We start from the raw sequence: 15,747 nt of genomic DNA on the forward strand, positions 1-15,747 counted from the left end.
TGGCTGTCAGGCAACCTGTACCGGAATGGCTTTCGCGGTGCGCTTCATTTCGTTGTCGCCTTCAAAGTAGGCTACTTTTGGACGCCAGGTACGGGCTTCTTCATCAGACATGGTGACGAAGCTGGCAATAATCACAATGTCGCCAACCTCGGCGCAATGCGCTGCCGCACCGTTCACTGAGATAATTCTGGAGCCGCGTTCAGCCGCAATCGCGTAGGTGGAGAAACGTTTCCCGTTGGTCACGTTCCAGATATCAATCGCTTCGTTTTCCAGAATACCAGAGGCGTCAAGAAAATCCTGGTCAATGGCGCAGGAGCCTTCATAGTGCAGGTCTGCCTGCGTGACTTTTACACGGTGGAGCTTGCCTTGCAGCATGGTGCGAATCATAACTTCTATACCCTGTCGTTTATCTTGGCTAAGCAGGCGCAATTGACCTGCTTTGAGAATTTCAGGCAGTATTGCCTGATTTTTAACCCCTGTCTACTGGGCTAATGTAACGCTTTGATTATCGATCAGACGCGCCTGACCCAGCCAGGCGGCGACCAGAATCACTGCGCGTTTGCTGGTTTCAGCCAACTCCAACAGTGTGTCGGCATCACGGATCTGAATGTCGTCGGCGCGGAAGCCTTTTTCATTCAGTTCGTGCTCAGCAATGGCGACAATCTCTTCCAGATCGCGCTCACCAGCCTGTAATTTTTCACCGATATGGCTCATTACTTTGTATAAACCAGGGGCGATTTTACGCTGCTCTGCCGTGAGATAGCCGTTACGTGAGCTGAGGGCTAAGCCGTCTTTGGCACGAATAATGGGTACGCCGACGATCTCAATGTCATAACCCATATCCGCTACCATTTTGCGGATCAACGCCAGTTGCTGGAAATCTTTCTCGCCAAAGCAGGCGATATCTGGCTGGATCAGGTTAAACAGCTTGCTGACGATAGTGGAAACACCGCGGAAGTGACCCGGACGGCTGGCGCCTTCCAGCATAGTAGACAGTCCAGGAACATCTACATAGGTATGGCCTTCTGTGCCCTGCGGGTAGATTTCTTTCTCTGACGGTGCAAAGACGACATCGACTTTACGCTTGTTCAGTTTTTCGCAATCTTCCTGCAGCGTGCGTGGATAGCGCGCCAGGTCTTCCACACGATCAAATTGCATTGGGTTAACGAAAATACTGACGATCACGACATCAGCCTGAGCCTTTGCTTCATCAACCAACTTCATATGACCGTCGTGTAGGTTCCCCATGGTAGGGACCAGCGCGACGCGTTTGCCTTCCTGACGCAGACGACGAATATGCTGGCGCAGCAACGGCAGAGTTTCAATAATTAACACGTTGACTCCTTAATGGAAACTGTGTTCTTCACCCGGATAGACGCCGGATTCAACCTCAGCAATATACTGCCGTACTGCGGCGCGCATGTCGCCCGCTTCAGTGAGGAAATTTTTGGCAAATTTAGGGATATGGCCGCCGGTAATGCCGAAGGCATCGTGCATGACGAGGATTTGTCCATCAGTGACGTTACCTGCGCCAATACCGATAACCGGAATAGACAGCGCATTTGTGACTCGCCTCGCCAGCTCAACCGGTACGCATTCCAGCACCAGCAACTGAGCGCCAGCGGCTTCCAGCGCCAGCGCATCTTCCAGCAGAACGTCTCCGGCATTGCCGCGGCCCTGAATTTTATAGCCACCAAAGATATTCACCGACTGCGGGGTTAACCCCAGATGACCGCAAACCGGCACGGCACGTTCGGTGAGCATTTTCACCGTATCAACCAGCCAGGCTCCGCCTTCAATTTTTACCATATTGGCGCCCGCACGCATAACCACCGCGGCGTTTTCAAACGCCTGTTGCGGCGTGGCATAAGCCATAAATGGCAGGTCTGAAAGCAGCAGGCAGTTGGGCGCACCACGACGCACGGCGCGGGTGTGGTAGGCAATATCTTCAACGGTCACAGGCAGGGTAGAATCATGACCCTGAACTGTCATTCCCAGGGAGTCACCGACCAGCATCACGTTAACGCCTTCGTCAGCAAACAGTTTGGCAAAACTGTAGTCATAGGCGGTGATGGTGGCGAAGCGTTTCTTTTCTTGTTTGCATTTCTGCAGCAAGGCGATGGTGGTTGGTTTCATCATAACCCCTGTTGGTCATCAATAATCTGAATATAATGGCCGCATTGTAGGGGAAGCGACGATGGAAAGTTAGCCCTTTATGGAGATCTCCCGGCCATAGACAGCCGGGAGTGAGCGTTACGGGTAGTCCATCGTGAAGATACCGGTGGCTCTGAAATTACCCGCGGTGATTGGCTGATTACTGTCTTGCTTCAGCGTTGCCAGGAAATTGAGGGTTTGAGATTGCGCTACGCCCGGCTCATTACCCACAACCGTGCCATCATAAATGTTGTTTTCACCGGTGGTATCGTGCCGATCGCGATACACCGAGTTCTCGTCATTTGGCACCAGAATAGTCTGCGGGCTGAAGTTATTTGCCGCGCCGCTGATTTGCACTCCCACGCCGTCGGCTCGATCGTTGGCTAACGCATTGGCGAGCAGGCTAGGGTCTCTACCCACTGCATTTGAAGAGAGCGTCACGTTAATATTGTTGAGCCCTCTGCAGCCTGCGAGCTGAATAGCGAAAGGTACTGGCGTCGCACCTGTGAGAATATCACGCGGGCTGTAGCGCCCCAGGTCGACAACACCGCCGCTGACGCTGCGACCGCTGACAGCTGGTTGAGCCGTGCAGGTGGGTTCGCTGATTTTGATTTTGCTGATATCGTAAGTGACAAGGATGTCGTGGCTGGCAATACCTGGGCCGGGACTCTCATTCCAAATGCGAAGGCCGTAACCGTTCGTTAGCAGTTGAATAGAATTTCCACCAGGGACATAGGTCTGGTCGGTATAAAAGGTGATCGTATTGTAAAAAGCAAAGCCGCCATCGGTGGCGTAGTTCACACCACCGCTGGTGTTGGTTTTATCGCACCAGTTTCCACTGGGGATGGGGGTCAGCACATTGGACTGAATGCTATTACGAATATTCAATTCAGTGACGTTCACGGTAAACTGATTTGCGGCGCTAAAGTTATGTAGCTTAAGCGAAAAGTAGAGTCCCTGAATATTGGTTTTAAAGATATCCACTCCGTTATAGCTGCCGGCGGAGATAAAACCCGACTGTACTGAAAATCCACGTTCCGTACCGCTGGATGACTGGGTGCAGAATGCGCCAGTTGAGTTTTTTCCCGAACCATGGTTGTTATCCCATTTCAACACCACGTTGGCCGGCGCCAGGGTGGTGTTATGGCTAAATACCACCGTGGGGGCTGCGTTATAGGTCATATTAACCGTGCCATCTTTTGAGGGGCCGCGGCCGTCCTGGTAAGAAGTCTGGTATTCGCCTAACACATAGGTTTTTTTCGCGAGGCTATCGGTGCTGACGCCAGACAGCAGGCTGACGAGCAGGAGGGCGGTAACGCCTTTCCCGCCGCGTCGTTCGAATAATGTCCTTATCATGTTCAATTCCTTATTCATAATAAACGGAAATCAGCACGCTGCTTTTGACCGGGCCGCCGGTAATCGACTGCGCAGAGACCACTTTCTGCATCCTGGCATAGAAGGTGTACATGCTGTCCTGATAGGTGGCGGCGGTCACGTCATATTGACTGCGCGGCGTGCCGTCGGGGTTCATCACGTTGACGATATGGCTGGGATCCTGAGTGGAGAAGATCACCACGCCCACGTTTTGTGCACCCGGCGTGGCGTCGTTTGGGAAAATTTGCGCTGACCCGGTGGCAAAACGCCCGGAAAGCGGCGAAAAGTTGAGGGTAATTTTTGACGGTTCTTTCCCGCTGACCGGCATACAGTTTTTCACGCGGACGTAGAACGTAGAGCCCCCCTGGTAAGGATCTTCTGGCGTAATGCCGCGCGCGAAATAGTCGATATCTTTGGTGCCTAATTCCACCAGCCCATTGTTATCCAGGGAGATTTCGCAGCTGGTGTTCAGAATATTGGCTCTGATTTCCACCTCGTTATCGGCGTGGGCGAAAGAGGTTAATAACAACAGGCCAATCGTCAGCGTGCGGCGCAATAGTGTGCTCATGGCGTTTTACTCATAGGTGACGGTGAACAGGCCCTGGGTGGAGAATCCCCCGGTGTGTATATCGGCGATGGTGTTACCATTGGCTATTACGATGCGGGCGCTGAGCGGCCACTTGACGATATTGTCGTCGTGCGCGTCGGTGACATTAACCGCTTGTTTAACCGGGTTGTTGCACTGCAGTTGTACGCTGCCGCTGCTGCCCGGCGAGGCGGTAGTCCACACTTCCGCTGAGACGCCAGCGGCATCTTCGCCACCGTTGAGCGCGTTACGAAATCCGTTGCCGCTACCGGAAAGACCATCGCAACCGGTTCTGGGGGTCAGGGTGACTGAGGCCTGATTCTTCACCAGCCCGGAGCAGTTTTTGAAGGCCAAATAAAAGGCGCGGAAATTGGTTTTATTCACCACCTGCGGAAGATAAATATCGCCGATATTGACCACCGAGTTCACCGTACCGCTGCTGTCAGTGATCGTTGTCTCGCAGGTGGGCTGGAGGAAGGTGGTGGACACCGTCATCTCCAGCGCGTTGATGCCCGCAAACCCAGGAAAGGCGATCAGCAGGGCCGGAAGCGCACCGCAGAGTGAGAAGAGAGATCGCATCAACGTAGCCTCATTGCTATTCATAGGTAAACGTAAACGTCGCCTTGGCCTGAAAATCCCCGCTGGTGGGGGCGATTGAAGAACTGCTGCGACGGAAAAAGGCGCTGATATCAAAGCCGTTCTCTATCTGGTCGGCGCGCCATAGCACCTCTTGCGAACCATCCAGACGGAAAAGGGCGCCGTCATCGCTGCCTTTGGGCTTAAAACCAAGCGAAATGTTTTCTGCGCCGCCGCTCAGGCTGTTTTGCAGCTTGTAGTCGGTGCTGGGCATCCGGTCGGCTGACCATATGGTCATTTTCAGCGTGGTAATATTGTTATTGCACTCTTGCGGCAGAAGTTTGAAACTGCCTTCGGCCTCTGCTGTGGCATTAACCACTGCCGTCAGCGCCATGGTAGGTATCTTAAGCGAATATTGCGGGTCATTGCCGCTGACCGTGGCGTTCGTCACGCTGCTGACTTTCATGCTGCAGGTGGTTTCCGCTATCACGGCGGTAAAGTCGACACTTATCCCTTGATTGCCTGCAAAACAGGACGGGGAAAACAGCAGTCCGGTTAGGCTCAACGCGGAGATTACGCGGCGTATTTTCATCATCTTTCCTCGTAATCTATTGCATTATGCAGGGAACGGCATTGAACACGAGTGTTTTGCCGCCGTTCTGCTCATCTTGCTGCGTCACCTGGTAATGCAGGCGGCAGCTTTGGGATTGGTTTTTGAGCGTCCAGCGCACCACCAGATCGCCGCTGTCGCCAATGCCGCGTACAAAGGCCTGGCTGCCCTGGCCTACGGTACCTAACAGTGTCTGTTTCTCGTCGTAAACTTCGGCGGTGAACGGAACCGGTTTATGGTCGCTGCGTACGAGGTTAATAATGGCTGCGCGGCCCTGGTCGGTCTCAAATCGACTCAGTACCACCGCGCCACGGCGTGGAATCACCGTCGAGCTGGTGCTTTTCAGTTCGACGTCATTTTCCAACTGGTCAATATCCAGCGAGACCATATTTTCCCGGTACGGGGTCAGCGAACTGCCCACGCCGTAGCCAAAGCGGTCAACCGTACTGTTGCCATAGTCAATTCGCGCCCCTTTGGCGCCAGGCGCTTCTATCAGCACCAGCGTATCGCTATCACCAAAACTCTGGTTGCTGAAGGTCAGGCCACCACGGTGCAAAATAAAGCCGCCGTCGGTGTTAAGGGAATATTGACGCGAGCTATCGTTGCTGGCAGAGGCGGACGCGGCCAGGCTGCCATACCCAGAGTCATAGCTGACGTAAGAGCTGACGGTGGAGAGGTTTTTATCCTCTTTGCGCATGTCATAGGCGGTGCTGACACTGTAGTTCCAGCGGTTGTCGGCACTGTAGCCGCTGGCGCTGGTGTTGAACTGGTTGTTGCCGTTAAAATCGCTGTTTACGCTGCTGTTTAAAGTGTGGAAACCGCCGCCGCTGGTTTCTCTACCCAGTAATTTATCCAGTGGAATGGTCAGACTGAGATACACCGAGTCGTCGCGGTTATTGTCTTCATCGTAGGTGCGCTGCAGGCTCACGCTATAGCTGGCCCAGCCCCAGTTGTTGCTGTAGCCTGCCGAGAAGCTACTGCGTGAATCATTGGTGACCCAGTAATCAGACCAGCTGCCGGTAAGGTATATGGAGCCATAGGTCTCGTCGCCGCTTTGCAGGGTTTGGTTAAGACTGATGGTGAACTGGTTTTTCATTCGCGCGTAGCTATTCATGTTGCGGACTCTATCGCCACTACTGTGGTTCGCATCATCAATCAACGTCAGCGCATCTTTCAGTCCCAGGTAGTCTTTCGTGGAGTAGCGGTAGGCCGCGATATTCAGTGAGGTGTCGGTCGGTGTGAAAAATTTGTTCCACGATACGCGATAGCTCTGGCCGGAGTAAGTTTGATCCTCCGGGATCCTGGCTTGCGATTGCGTCACGTCAAAGGAGATGGCGCCCGCCGAGGTATTCATCCCCAGGCCGAGCAGCCCGGCGAGATAGCCGTTATCTGTGGCCTGAATGCCGCTATAGCCGGTAAACGTACTGTTGAAGCCGTAATAAAAGGTGCCCTGCGCCAGGCCGGGTTTATCTCGCAGGCTGTCGTCATTGACTTCGCCTATGCTGACGTCCCAACGGCCGACGCCAGGGTGCATCATTTGCACCAGCGATGAGAACGGTTGGGTGAAGGTATGCTTCGTGCCATCGGCCTCGGTGATGGTGACTTCTAAATCCGCGCCATAGCCGGACGGTGAAAGATCGTCAATAACAAATGGCCCAGGCGGGACGGTGGTTTCGTAAATTTTATAGCCGTTCTGGGTGATTGAGACGCGGGCGTTGCTTTTGGCGACGCCGCGTATGGTCGGCGCGAAGCTGGCAAGCTGTGGCGGCAGCATTTGCGACTCGCTGTATAGGCGCGCGCCGCGAATATTCACCGTGTCGAAGGTTTCACCGCTGGTACCAGACTCGCCGAGAATGAGCTGTGAACGCAGAAAAGCAATGTCCCTCTGGACGTACCGGTTTTGGTACTCAATGCTGCTTTCGCCCTCTTTTTGCCAGGAGTAGTTACCCTGAGCGCGAAAATGCCATGCGCCAAGGTTGACTCCGCCATTAAAGCCGGCGTATACGCTGTCATCGGTACCTTCATTGTTTTGGTTTTTCCACGCATTGAGGTTATACGACAGCATGGCGGCTGGGATACCATCGTCCCATAACGAAGGGTCAACGCTGTTGGCAAAACCTTTCTGCACCCACATTTGCGGCACGCCGATATCCAGACGCTGGTCGCCACCATCGAAGTGAACGGTTGACTGGTCAATGGCACGCGACAGCTTAAGGCAGCTGTTCGCGCGATCGTCGCGCTTGAGCCATACGGCATCTTCCGGCATATCGTCGGGCAGGCGGACGTGCAACTGGCTGAGTATTTTAGGCGTGATACAGGCTTCGGTTTTGCCGTTCTTGGCGTCAATAAATTCAAGTTTTAGCGTGGTGACCAGCGTGTTATTGACATAGCCGCTGACGTCATAGATCCCGGCAGCAATGGCGTTGCCGTTGGTGTAGCGGCTAAGGTCGACGCTGTTAGAGCCGGGTCCCATGAGAAATGAACTGTCAAATTCGACGTTTTCATTTTCAGCCCATGCGAGAGGACAAGCCGAACAAACGGCGAACATAATCACGCGGGCTAACAGCGAAACAGCGAACTTTTTTGACGACATATTCATCAAGGTGTCCAGAAGCTAAATTTAAAGATCGGCTTTACCGTTGATGGCACCGCCAAAATCGTTAATGGCCATATAATTGACGCTGGCTTTACCCGGCATGCCGCTTAAGCCAGGGATCGCAAAGTCCGCTTCGGTTTTCGGTGCGACCATGGATGACGAAGCGGTATATTTTCGGCCATTCACGTTGGTTTCTACTTTATTAAACGAAACAAAATAGCCAGTGGGATTGGTGACGTGCAGTACGGGCTTGCCCGCTTTTTGCTGCAGGCGCCACTGTAATTTATGCGGTGCTTCCGAGGCGTTATCGTTCAGCCCGCTTGGGCGGTAGAACATTTTAATTCGTGTACGGAATGCCAACTGCAGAAGATTTTTTTCGTTAACGTCTTCGTCTTTCATTTTGGGCGGCACTTCAAGGACGTTAAACCAATAGATACTTTCCCGATCTTTCGGTAATGCGCGTCCGCCGGTAAAGGTGATTTTCACTGTCTGCCCGCGGCCCGCTTCAATGCGCGACACCGGCGGCGTGGCGTTGAAAGGAAGATTAATCGTGCTTGGGTCGGCGTTTTGATTGCCGTCATCCAGCCAGCTTTGCGTTAATGCCGGGCGCGAACCTTTATTTTCCAGCCGAATAGTGGTGTCTTTTTGGGCTTCGTTGTAAACGATTCGGGTGCCTGACAGAATAATATCGGCCCTCGCCGGGTTAATAGCCGAGGTGGTGGCGAGTAGAGATAATGTAATAAGAGTAGAACGACGCATCCTGGTCATTATTATTCCTCCATGTTTTTCATTAAAAGGGAATAATGGAATTCTTTATTCCCTTATAAAGCGTTAACGATTACTCATAGGTAAACGTATAGGCGGTATTCGATTTCACGTAGCCCGGCGTTACAGGAACTGCGCTGGCCTGTCTGACGTAGGACACCACAAAGTTAAAGGTGGCGATGCCGCTTTTGAACGCCACCTGGTGAGTATCAGTAGGGTTGTTGACTTTCACCTGTTTGTACGCCACGGCAGCGCCAGACGAATCGACCATATGAATCGCCAGGTTAACGCCGCTGGCCGGGCTGATGATGGCTTTATCGTTCTCCAGCGTGCCGTTGGCGTTGCTGAAGAACGTGGAGGCCATGCTGAGATTGGCTTTGGTATTCGACGTCGCAGCGCCGCAGTCTACGGTGATGTAGAACTTCTCAGGCATAACGCCCGGTGTGGTGTCTGATACGCCGGGGTTGGCAGTGATATCAGCGGTTTTGGCGGTTTTCAGCTGTACCTGGCCGTCCTGGCTGCCGCCGTTTACGTGCGGCGTACAGGTGTTGTCACTGACCAGACCGGCGAAGTCGACCTGACCACCGTCTAATGCTGCAAATGCCGTTGTGGTTGACGCTGCAGACAGCACCAGCGATAAAGCTATTAACTTTAATTTCATGTAGAAATATCCTTGTTAAAAATAATTTCATGTAAAGCAGCGCTCATTATATGGAGCGTCAATGAAATATAAAAATATAACATTTGGATGATTTTATTTTAAATTATTAATCAGGGTGATGATTCTTGTTCATTGCCTCATGTATATGCGATATAAAGCCTCGGTGTTTTTATCCTTTATGACACTTTGGATAATTATGCATTATTATTTTTGGGGCCATTTTCGCAATCTTGCTGTTTACGCTATTGATTATATAAAATTATTTTGTTTTTGCTTTTTGTTATTTTCGTTGTCTATTGTTACGGCTGGATAAAACCGCATCCGCCTGCTATGTGCTTATTATGCGGTAGCAGGGAAAAGAGGAGCTATCCCATTACTGCCGATAGCTCCAGAACCGAGCCTTTACTCGTAGGTCAGAGTATAGGCGGTGTTCGATTTCACGTAACCCGGTGTTACAGGAACCGCGCTGGCCTGTCTGACGTAGGACGCCACAAAGTTAAAGGTAGCGATGCCGCTTTTGAATGCCACCTGGTGAGTATCTGCGGGATTGTTGACTTTCACCTGTTTGTACGCCACGGCAGCGCCAGACGAATCGACCATGTGAATCGCCAGGTTAACGCCGCTGGCCGGGTTGATGATGGCTTTATCGTTGTTCAGTGTGCCGTTGGCATTGCTGAAGAACGTGGAAGCCATGCTGAGATTGGCTTTGGTATTCGACGTCGCAGCGCCGCAGTCTACGGTGATATAGAATCTTTCTGGCATAACGCCCGGTGTGGTGTCTGATACGCCGGGGTTGGCAGTGATATCAGCGGTTTTGGCGGTTTTCAGCTGTACCTGGCCGTCCTGGCTGCCACCGTTTACATGTGGCGCACAGGTGTTGTCACTCACCAGACCAGCGAAGTCGACCTGACCGCCGTCTAATGCTGCAAGTGCAGAGGCGGAGAGCAGGGCAGCGGAGAAAGCAACCGATAGTGCGATGATTTTTTTCTTCACAAGAATATCCTTATATAAAGTTAATATGTGGCGCAATTTTTTATCTGGTAAATAAAAATATGGTTTATATGAAATTAATTCGTGTGAATTAAACCTGAATGTGGTTACTTTGTAAAATCCATGAGTTGAATTTAAAAAGTTTTATCATTCATAAATTGAATATTATTTTTTTACGTTATCTCCTTTGTCTTGAAGAAGATGTCATTGATATGTCTTTTTTACGCTAAACCATAGGTTTTGATTAATTTTTGAATGAAATGAGCATTTTTTTGTTTTTTTATTCGTTTTGGGGTGGTTTTAATACATGTCGAAATGGTTATTAAATATTAGAGGAGTGTCGGTATATTATTTATATTATTTGTTTTAATGATGTAATTGCGTTATTTAGAATTTTTGAATTGTTTTGTTAGAAGATATAAGGAGATGTGGGTTAAAATTTCAGCTAATATTAAAGGCGTTTCGGTAGATTGATTTAATATTTCTCGATAGATTATATGGTGATACTCGTCATCTACTCAAAACTCAGGCACGTGTTGTGACGCAAGCTGAATGATTCGTGCCTGCTTTATAAGCGCAATATTACCAGCGTTCGGGGCAGGGTGACACGTGACGCAGGCAGATAGCCAGCGGCTGGTTGTCATCGGGGAAGCGTAATTCAGGGGCTATTTCAAACAGTGGCCACAGCATAAATCCACGGTTCTTCATGTCATAATGTGGCACGGTCAGACGGTCGGTATTCATCACTTCATCCCCAAACAGCATTATATCAAGGTCCAGCGTACGCGGCCCCCAGCGTTCGGCTTTACGCACGCGTCCCTGCTGTAGCTCAATGCGTTGGGTGTGATTAAGCAGTTCTTCGGGCGCGAGAGTCGTTTCCAGCGCCACGGCGGCGTTCAGGTAGTCTGGCTGATCCTGTGGGCCTAACGGCGGTGTACGGTAAAACGAGGAAACTGCGACGATGCGGCTGTCGGGAATATCGCCTATCGCTTGCACGGCAGCATTAACCTGCTCCAGAGGTGAGGCTAAATTACTGCCGAGCGCAATATAAACGAGGGTCACGAAGAACCTTCACGGCGCGGGGCACGTTTACGCGGGCGACGATGTCGACGGCGCTCTGGTTCTTCGTCGAGTTCGTTCAGCATGCCTTTTTGTTCCGGCGGCGCGGAAACCTGGAATTCACTCCACCACTGCGCCAGACGCTGCAGCTCTGCGTTGTGTTCCACTTCGGCGCGCAGGGCCAGTAGGTCGTAGGCAGCGCGGAATTTTGGATGCTCCATCAGCTTCCAGGCGCGTTTGCCCTGACGGCGGGACATACGTAGTTGTAGCTGCCAGATATCGCGGGTCAACGAGGTCAGGCGCTTAGGAATAGCCAGCGAGCGGCAGGCTTCGTCCAGTACGTCGTTCATCGCCAGCGCGAAAGCGTCGTAGTAGGCCAGACCGCTCTCCTGCGCGATTTTCTGCGCGGCTTCCAGTAACGGATACCAGAACATGGCGGCGAACAGGAACGCCGGGTTAACGCGCATATCATTGTTGATGCGGTTATCGGTATTCTTCAGCACCTGGGCGATGATGCGCTCCATCGGGCTGTCGCCGTCTTCGGTGAAATAGCGCGTAATAGTTGGGAACAACGGCTGGAACAGGCTGTACTCACGCAGTTTTTTATAGGTTTCATACCCATAGCCCGCCTGTAACAGCTTGAGCGCTTCTTCAAACAAGCGCGCGGGAGGAATATCGTTAAGCAGCGTTGCCAGACGCGGGATCGGTTCTGCGGTTTCCGGGCTGATGCGCATGTCGAGCTTGGCGGCAAAGCGTACGGCACGCAGCATACGTACAGGATCTTCACGATAGCGCGTTTCTGGATTACCGATCAGGCGGATGACGCCATCTTCGAGATCCTGCATGCCTCCGACGTAATCACGTACGGTGAAATCGGCCACGCTGTAATACAGGCTGTTAATCGTGAAGTCGCGACGCTGAGCATCTTCCTCGATGGAGCCGAAGATGTTGTCGCGCAGCAGCATACCGTTTTGCCCGCGTTGTGACGTTGTGCGATCGGACTCGCTGCCTTCATGGTGTCCACGAAAGGTCGCGACTTCGATAATTTCCGGGCCAAACATGACATGGGCCAGACGGAATCGACGCCCAACCAGGCGACAGTTACGAAACAGTTTTCGCACCTGATCCGGCGTTGCATTGGTGGTGACATCAAAATCTTTCGGCTTTTTGCCCAGCAAAAGATCACGTACGCCACCGCCTACCAGCCATGCCTCGTATCCGGCCTTATTGAGCCTGTACATTACCTTCAGGGCATTTTCACTGATATCTTTGCGGGAGATAGAGTGCTGCTCACGCGGGATTACCGTCATATGTGGACGGGCGACGGCAAGCTCGGCCTCGCGCTCCTCGCGGCTTAGCACCTTGCGGCAAAAATTAGCGACTCGGGTAAAAATAGTGCACCTCGGTAGTGTCAAACTTCAGTAAAGACAAGTGTTGCTGTGTAAAAATCGCGGCTAATCATAGCTCAGCATGAGGCATTTGAGAATGCCGGATTTATGCTTACCTGTTCTGGTACCCTGGTGAGATCCCAGTTAGCCACGGCAAATTGCAGGAGTTGTGCCACTGACATATCCCGCCAGTCGTTATAACTGGGCTGCCCCAAAAAGCGTAATGCATCAATCAGTACCGGGCGCGGATCGCCATTGGGCAGTGCAGGCGCATGATTCTGCTTGGAAAGTTTAGCGCCTTGTTCATTGAGCGCCAGTGGCAGATGAATATAGTCTGGTGCTTGCCAGCCGAACTGTTGATACAACGAAATCTGCCGTACCGTTGGTTCGATAAGATCGGCACCACGCACAATCTCCGTCACGCCCTGGAAGTGATCGTCCACCACCACCGCGAGATTATAGGCAAACAGCCCGTCACGCCGATGGATGATAAAATCTTCCCTTGCGAGTTGCGGGTCAGCCTGAATCACACCGCGCAGTTGGTCGGTAAACTGCAGTACCGGATGGTGCTGTTTAATACGTACCGCCGCCTGCTCTGGCCCATGACGTAACTCACGGCAGTGACCATCGTAAATACCGCCGACGCTTTGAATACGCGCACGTGTGCAGGTGCAGTAATAGCTCAGATCCTGCTGATGCAGCCAGGCGAGTGCCTCGCGGTAAGCGTCATGACGTTGAGATTGCCATAAAATATCGCCGTCCCAATGCAGTCCGTAATGTTCCAGCTGACGCAGAATTGTGTCTGCAGCACCGGGAACTTCACGAGGGGGGTCAATATCTTCAATACGTACGCGCCAGATTCCGCGATGAGCCCGCGCCTGCAGGTAGCTCCCGAGGGCGGCAATCAGTGAACCGAAATGTAGCTCGCCAGAGGGGGAAGGGGCGAAGCGGCCAATATAGTGTGAATCGCTCATTTTGCGGGCTAACAAATAATAAGGCGGGAGAAGCTCCCGCCTGTAGTCAACGTGGTAAAATGGCCGGAATTAACCTGCCATTTGTTTTTCGCGGATTTCTGCCAGCGTTTTACAGTCGATGCACAGATCGGCTGTTGGACGCGCTTCCAGACGGCGAATACCAATTTCTACGCCGCATGATTCGCAGTAGCCGAAATCTTCATCTTCTACTTTCTTCAGCGTCTTCTCGATCTTTTTGATCAGTTTGCGCTCACGATCACGGTTACGCAGCTCAAGGCTGAATTCTTCTTCCTGCGCGGCACGGTCCACCGGATCAGGGAAGTTAGCCGCTTCGTCTTGCATATGAGATACGGTGCGATCAACTTCATCCCTAAGTTGATTACGCCATGCCTCAAGAATACGCCTGAAGTGCGACAGCTGGGCTTCGTTCATATACTCTTCGCCCGGTTTCTCCTGGTACGGCTCCACCCCAGCGATGGCGAGAATACTCAGGGACGATGTTTTACGGTTTTGCCCTTCTTGCATGTTGCTTCTCCTTAACACGCACTATCGATCCCCATGTTCGGGGGAAAAATCAGGTCGCTATAAATAGCAGATGCTTTTCCGGATAGCAATTATCTAAACGTAACACTTGACAACCCTGTGAGGAAAAGCGTATTTGCCCACGCGCCCAGAATACTAATTAACCAAATGTTTACACCATTACAAGGTAATGGGCAATGGCTCTTTAAGAGTCATACCATGGGCAGAAAGTTCCGCTTTATAAACCAGAATTTCTACCCCCTTAAGCTGTGCTTCAACTAATAATTGCGCATATTTAGCATCGATATGACGCGCGGGTGAAAACCGTGTAATGGCTGAATGCAACACCGCAAAAAATATCACGGCACGCTTGCCTTCAGCCGCTACGCTCATCAATTCCCGAAGATGTTTCTGACCTCGTTCAGTAATGGCATCGGGAAAATAACCCTGATCTTTTTCCGCCAACGTGACTGATTTCACTTCAATATAGCAGTCAGGTCGGGAATCCGCCTGTAACAAAAAGTCTATGCGACTCCCTTCGGTGCCGTATTTTACTTCACTTTTCAAGGTGCTGTAGCCTGAAACTTCTGAAATGAGCTCATTCTCAATAGCTTCTTTAGTTAATTTGTTGGCCCACAGCGTGTTAACACAAATAAAAGCGCCCTTTTGCGTTTGTGTTAATTCCCAGGTATGGGGATATTTCCGTTTAGTATTTTCTGATGTCGAATACCAGACTGTGTCCCCCGGCGTTGCACATCCCGTCATCGCTCCCGTATTGGGGCAGTGTAATGTTAGCGCTGTGCCATCCGGTGTAATCACATCCGCTAAAAAACGCTTATAGCGCAGGATGAGCGTGGCAGGTTGTAAAGGTGGAGAAAATTGCATGAACAGTCCCTTTGATTATTCAGTCAGCATCCAGCGTTGCAGTGGCGTGTAACGCGTGCGTCCCCGCGATAGTGAAGAGGAATACAGCGCAAACTCCGTGACCGGAAATGACCAGCCAAAGCCAGGTGCGGGGAGAGATACCGCATGACCCGCATCGCGCAGCAGCGTGATATGTGGATGAAACGGCAGCGGACTTTGGTAGCACCCGCTTCGTGCGGCCTGCGCCCGCAGCATATTCGCCAGTTGCAGCAGGCCGCGCGGCGGCTGACGCATTCCCAGCCACACAACCCGCGAGCGCAGCCATTGTCCGGCATCATCAAGTTTGAGGGTAAAACCCGGCTGGCGAATACGTCCGGCAAGCTGTGACAGCGCCTGCTGTTTCTCCGCGCTGACGTCGCCTAAAAAGGCCAGCGTCAGATGCAGATTATCAGCGGCGACGGGACGACCCGCTTCAGCGGGAAACTGCGCGGCCCGCCAGTGGATGAGCTGCTCCCGAACCTCGCCTGGCAATTCAATCGCAAAGAACAGCCTTTTTGGCTCAGTCATGATGGATACTCGGTTATGAATTAACGCGATGCTACAATGCAGCGCGAAGAATGTTAACCCT

At 51.9% G+C, this 15,747-nt stretch carries 17 protein-coding genes; all 17 read right to left on the minus strand.

Annotated elements, in window-relative coordinates:
- Positions 1 to 6: 6 nt before the first annotated feature.
- Complete coding sequence (gene panD, locus OGX99_RS03705) at positions 7 to 387, minus strand: aspartate 1-decarboxylase (protein ID WP_000621526.1); 381 nt, start codon at positions 385 to 387, stop codon at positions 7 to 9.
- 93 nt (positions 388 to 480) lie between these two features.
- Positions 481 to 1,335: a pantoate--beta-alanine ligase gene (panC, locus tag OGX99_RS03710; RefSeq protein WP_286542702.1), complete on the minus strand. Its 855-nt coding sequence runs from the start codon at positions 1,333 to 1,335 to the stop codon at positions 481 to 483.
- A gap of 9 nt (positions 1,336 to 1,344) precedes the next feature.
- On the minus strand, positions 1,345 to 2,136 hold the full coding sequence (panB, locus tag OGX99_RS03715; protein WP_252838512.1) for a 3-methyl-2-oxobutanoate hydroxymethyltransferase: 792 nt from the start codon (positions 2,134 to 2,136) through the stop codon (positions 1,345 to 1,347).
- A 117-nt stretch (positions 2,137 to 2,253) separates the two neighbouring features.
- Positions 2,254 to 3,510, minus strand: a complete 1,257-nt coding sequence (locus OGX99_RS03720) for a fimbrial protein (protein WP_252838404.1) — start codon at positions 3,508 to 3,510, stop codon at positions 2,254 to 2,256.
- A gap of 10 nt (positions 3,511 to 3,520) precedes the next feature.
- Positions 3,521 to 4,096: a fimbrial-like protein gene (locus tag OGX99_RS03725; RefSeq protein ID WP_252838403.1), complete on the minus strand. Its 576-nt coding sequence runs from the start codon at positions 4,094 to 4,096 to the stop codon at positions 3,521 to 3,523.
- 6 nt (positions 4,097 to 4,102) lie between these two features.
- The gene (locus OGX99_RS03730; protein ID WP_252838402.1) at positions 4,103 to 4,693 is read right to left on the minus strand and encodes a fimbrial protein; all 591 of its coding nucleotides are present in this window, start codon (positions 4,691 to 4,693) and stop codon (positions 4,103 to 4,105) included.
- 16 nt (positions 4,694 to 4,709) lie between these two features.
- On the minus strand, positions 4,710 to 5,285 hold the full coding sequence (locus OGX99_RS03735; RefSeq protein ID WP_151216769.1) for a fimbrial protein: 576 nt from the start codon (positions 5,283 to 5,285) through the stop codon (positions 4,710 to 4,712).
- A gap of 13 nt (positions 5,286 to 5,298) precedes the next feature.
- On the minus strand, positions 5,299 to 7,899 hold the full coding sequence (locus tag OGX99_RS03740) for an outer membrane usher protein (RefSeq protein WP_420869112.1): 2,601 nt from the start codon (positions 7,897 to 7,899) through the stop codon (positions 5,299 to 5,301).
- 21 nt (positions 7,900 to 7,920) lie between these two features.
- Positions 7,921 to 8,664, minus strand: a complete 744-nt coding sequence (locus OGX99_RS03745; protein ID WP_252838401.1) for a fimbrial chaperone — start codon at positions 8,662 to 8,664, stop codon at positions 7,921 to 7,923.
- Positions 8,665 to 8,734: 70 nt separating this feature from the next.
- On the minus strand, positions 8,735 to 9,322 hold the full coding sequence (locus OGX99_RS03750; RefSeq protein WP_151216771.1) for a fimbrial protein: 588 nt from the start codon (positions 9,320 to 9,322) through the stop codon (positions 8,735 to 8,737).
- 402 nt (positions 9,323 to 9,724) lie between these two features.
- On the minus strand, positions 9,725 to 10,315 hold the full coding sequence (locus tag OGX99_RS03755; RefSeq protein ID WP_151224571.1) for a fimbrial protein: 591 nt from the start codon (positions 10,313 to 10,315) through the stop codon (positions 9,725 to 9,727).
- Positions 10,316 to 10,894: 579 nt separating this feature from the next.
- Positions 10,895 to 11,374: a 2-amino-4-hydroxy-6-hydroxymethyldihydropteridine diphosphokinase gene (gene folK / locus OGX99_RS03760; protein WP_210904452.1), complete on the minus strand. Its 480-nt coding sequence runs from the start codon at positions 11,372 to 11,374 to the stop codon at positions 10,895 to 10,897.
- A complete protein-coding gene (pcnB, locus tag OGX99_RS03765) occupies positions 11,371 to 12,765 on the minus strand; it encodes a polynucleotide adenylyltransferase PcnB (RefSeq protein WP_210904658.1) in 1,395 nt (464 codons plus the stop codon). The genes folK and pcnB overlap by 4 nt, the downstream gene beginning before the upstream one ends.
- 71 nt (positions 12,766 to 12,836) lie before the next feature.
- Complete coding sequence (gene gluQRS, locus OGX99_RS03770; protein ID WP_252838400.1) at positions 12,837 to 13,733, minus strand: tRNA glutamyl-Q(34) synthetase GluQRS; 897 nt, start codon at positions 13,731 to 13,733, stop codon at positions 12,837 to 12,839.
- A 69-nt stretch (positions 13,734 to 13,802) separates the two neighbouring features.
- Positions 13,803 to 14,258, minus strand: coding sequence for an RNA polymerase-binding protein DksA (gene dksA, locus OGX99_RS03775; RefSeq protein ID WP_003018625.1), 456 nt, complete (start codon positions 14,256 to 14,258; stop codon positions 13,803 to 13,805).
- A 177-nt stretch (positions 14,259 to 14,435) separates the two neighbouring features.
- Entirely contained in the window at positions 14,436 to 15,140 is a 705-nt protein-coding gene (gene sfsA, locus OGX99_RS03780; RefSeq protein ID WP_151216775.1) for a DNA/RNA nuclease SfsA, read from the minus strand.
- A gap of 15 nt (positions 15,141 to 15,155) precedes the next feature.
- Positions 15,156 to 15,686, minus strand: a complete 531-nt coding sequence (gene thpR, locus OGX99_RS03785; protein ID WP_286542709.1) for an RNA 2',3'-cyclic phosphodiesterase — start codon at positions 15,684 to 15,686, stop codon at positions 15,156 to 15,158.
- Between the last annotated feature and the right edge of the window lie 61 nt (positions 15,687 to 15,747).

This window comes from Citrobacter sp. Cu096 (assembly GCF_030332285.1).
GTDB lineage: Bacteria > Pseudomonadota > Gammaproteobacteria > Enterobacterales > Enterobacteriaceae > Citrobacter > Citrobacter meridianamericanus.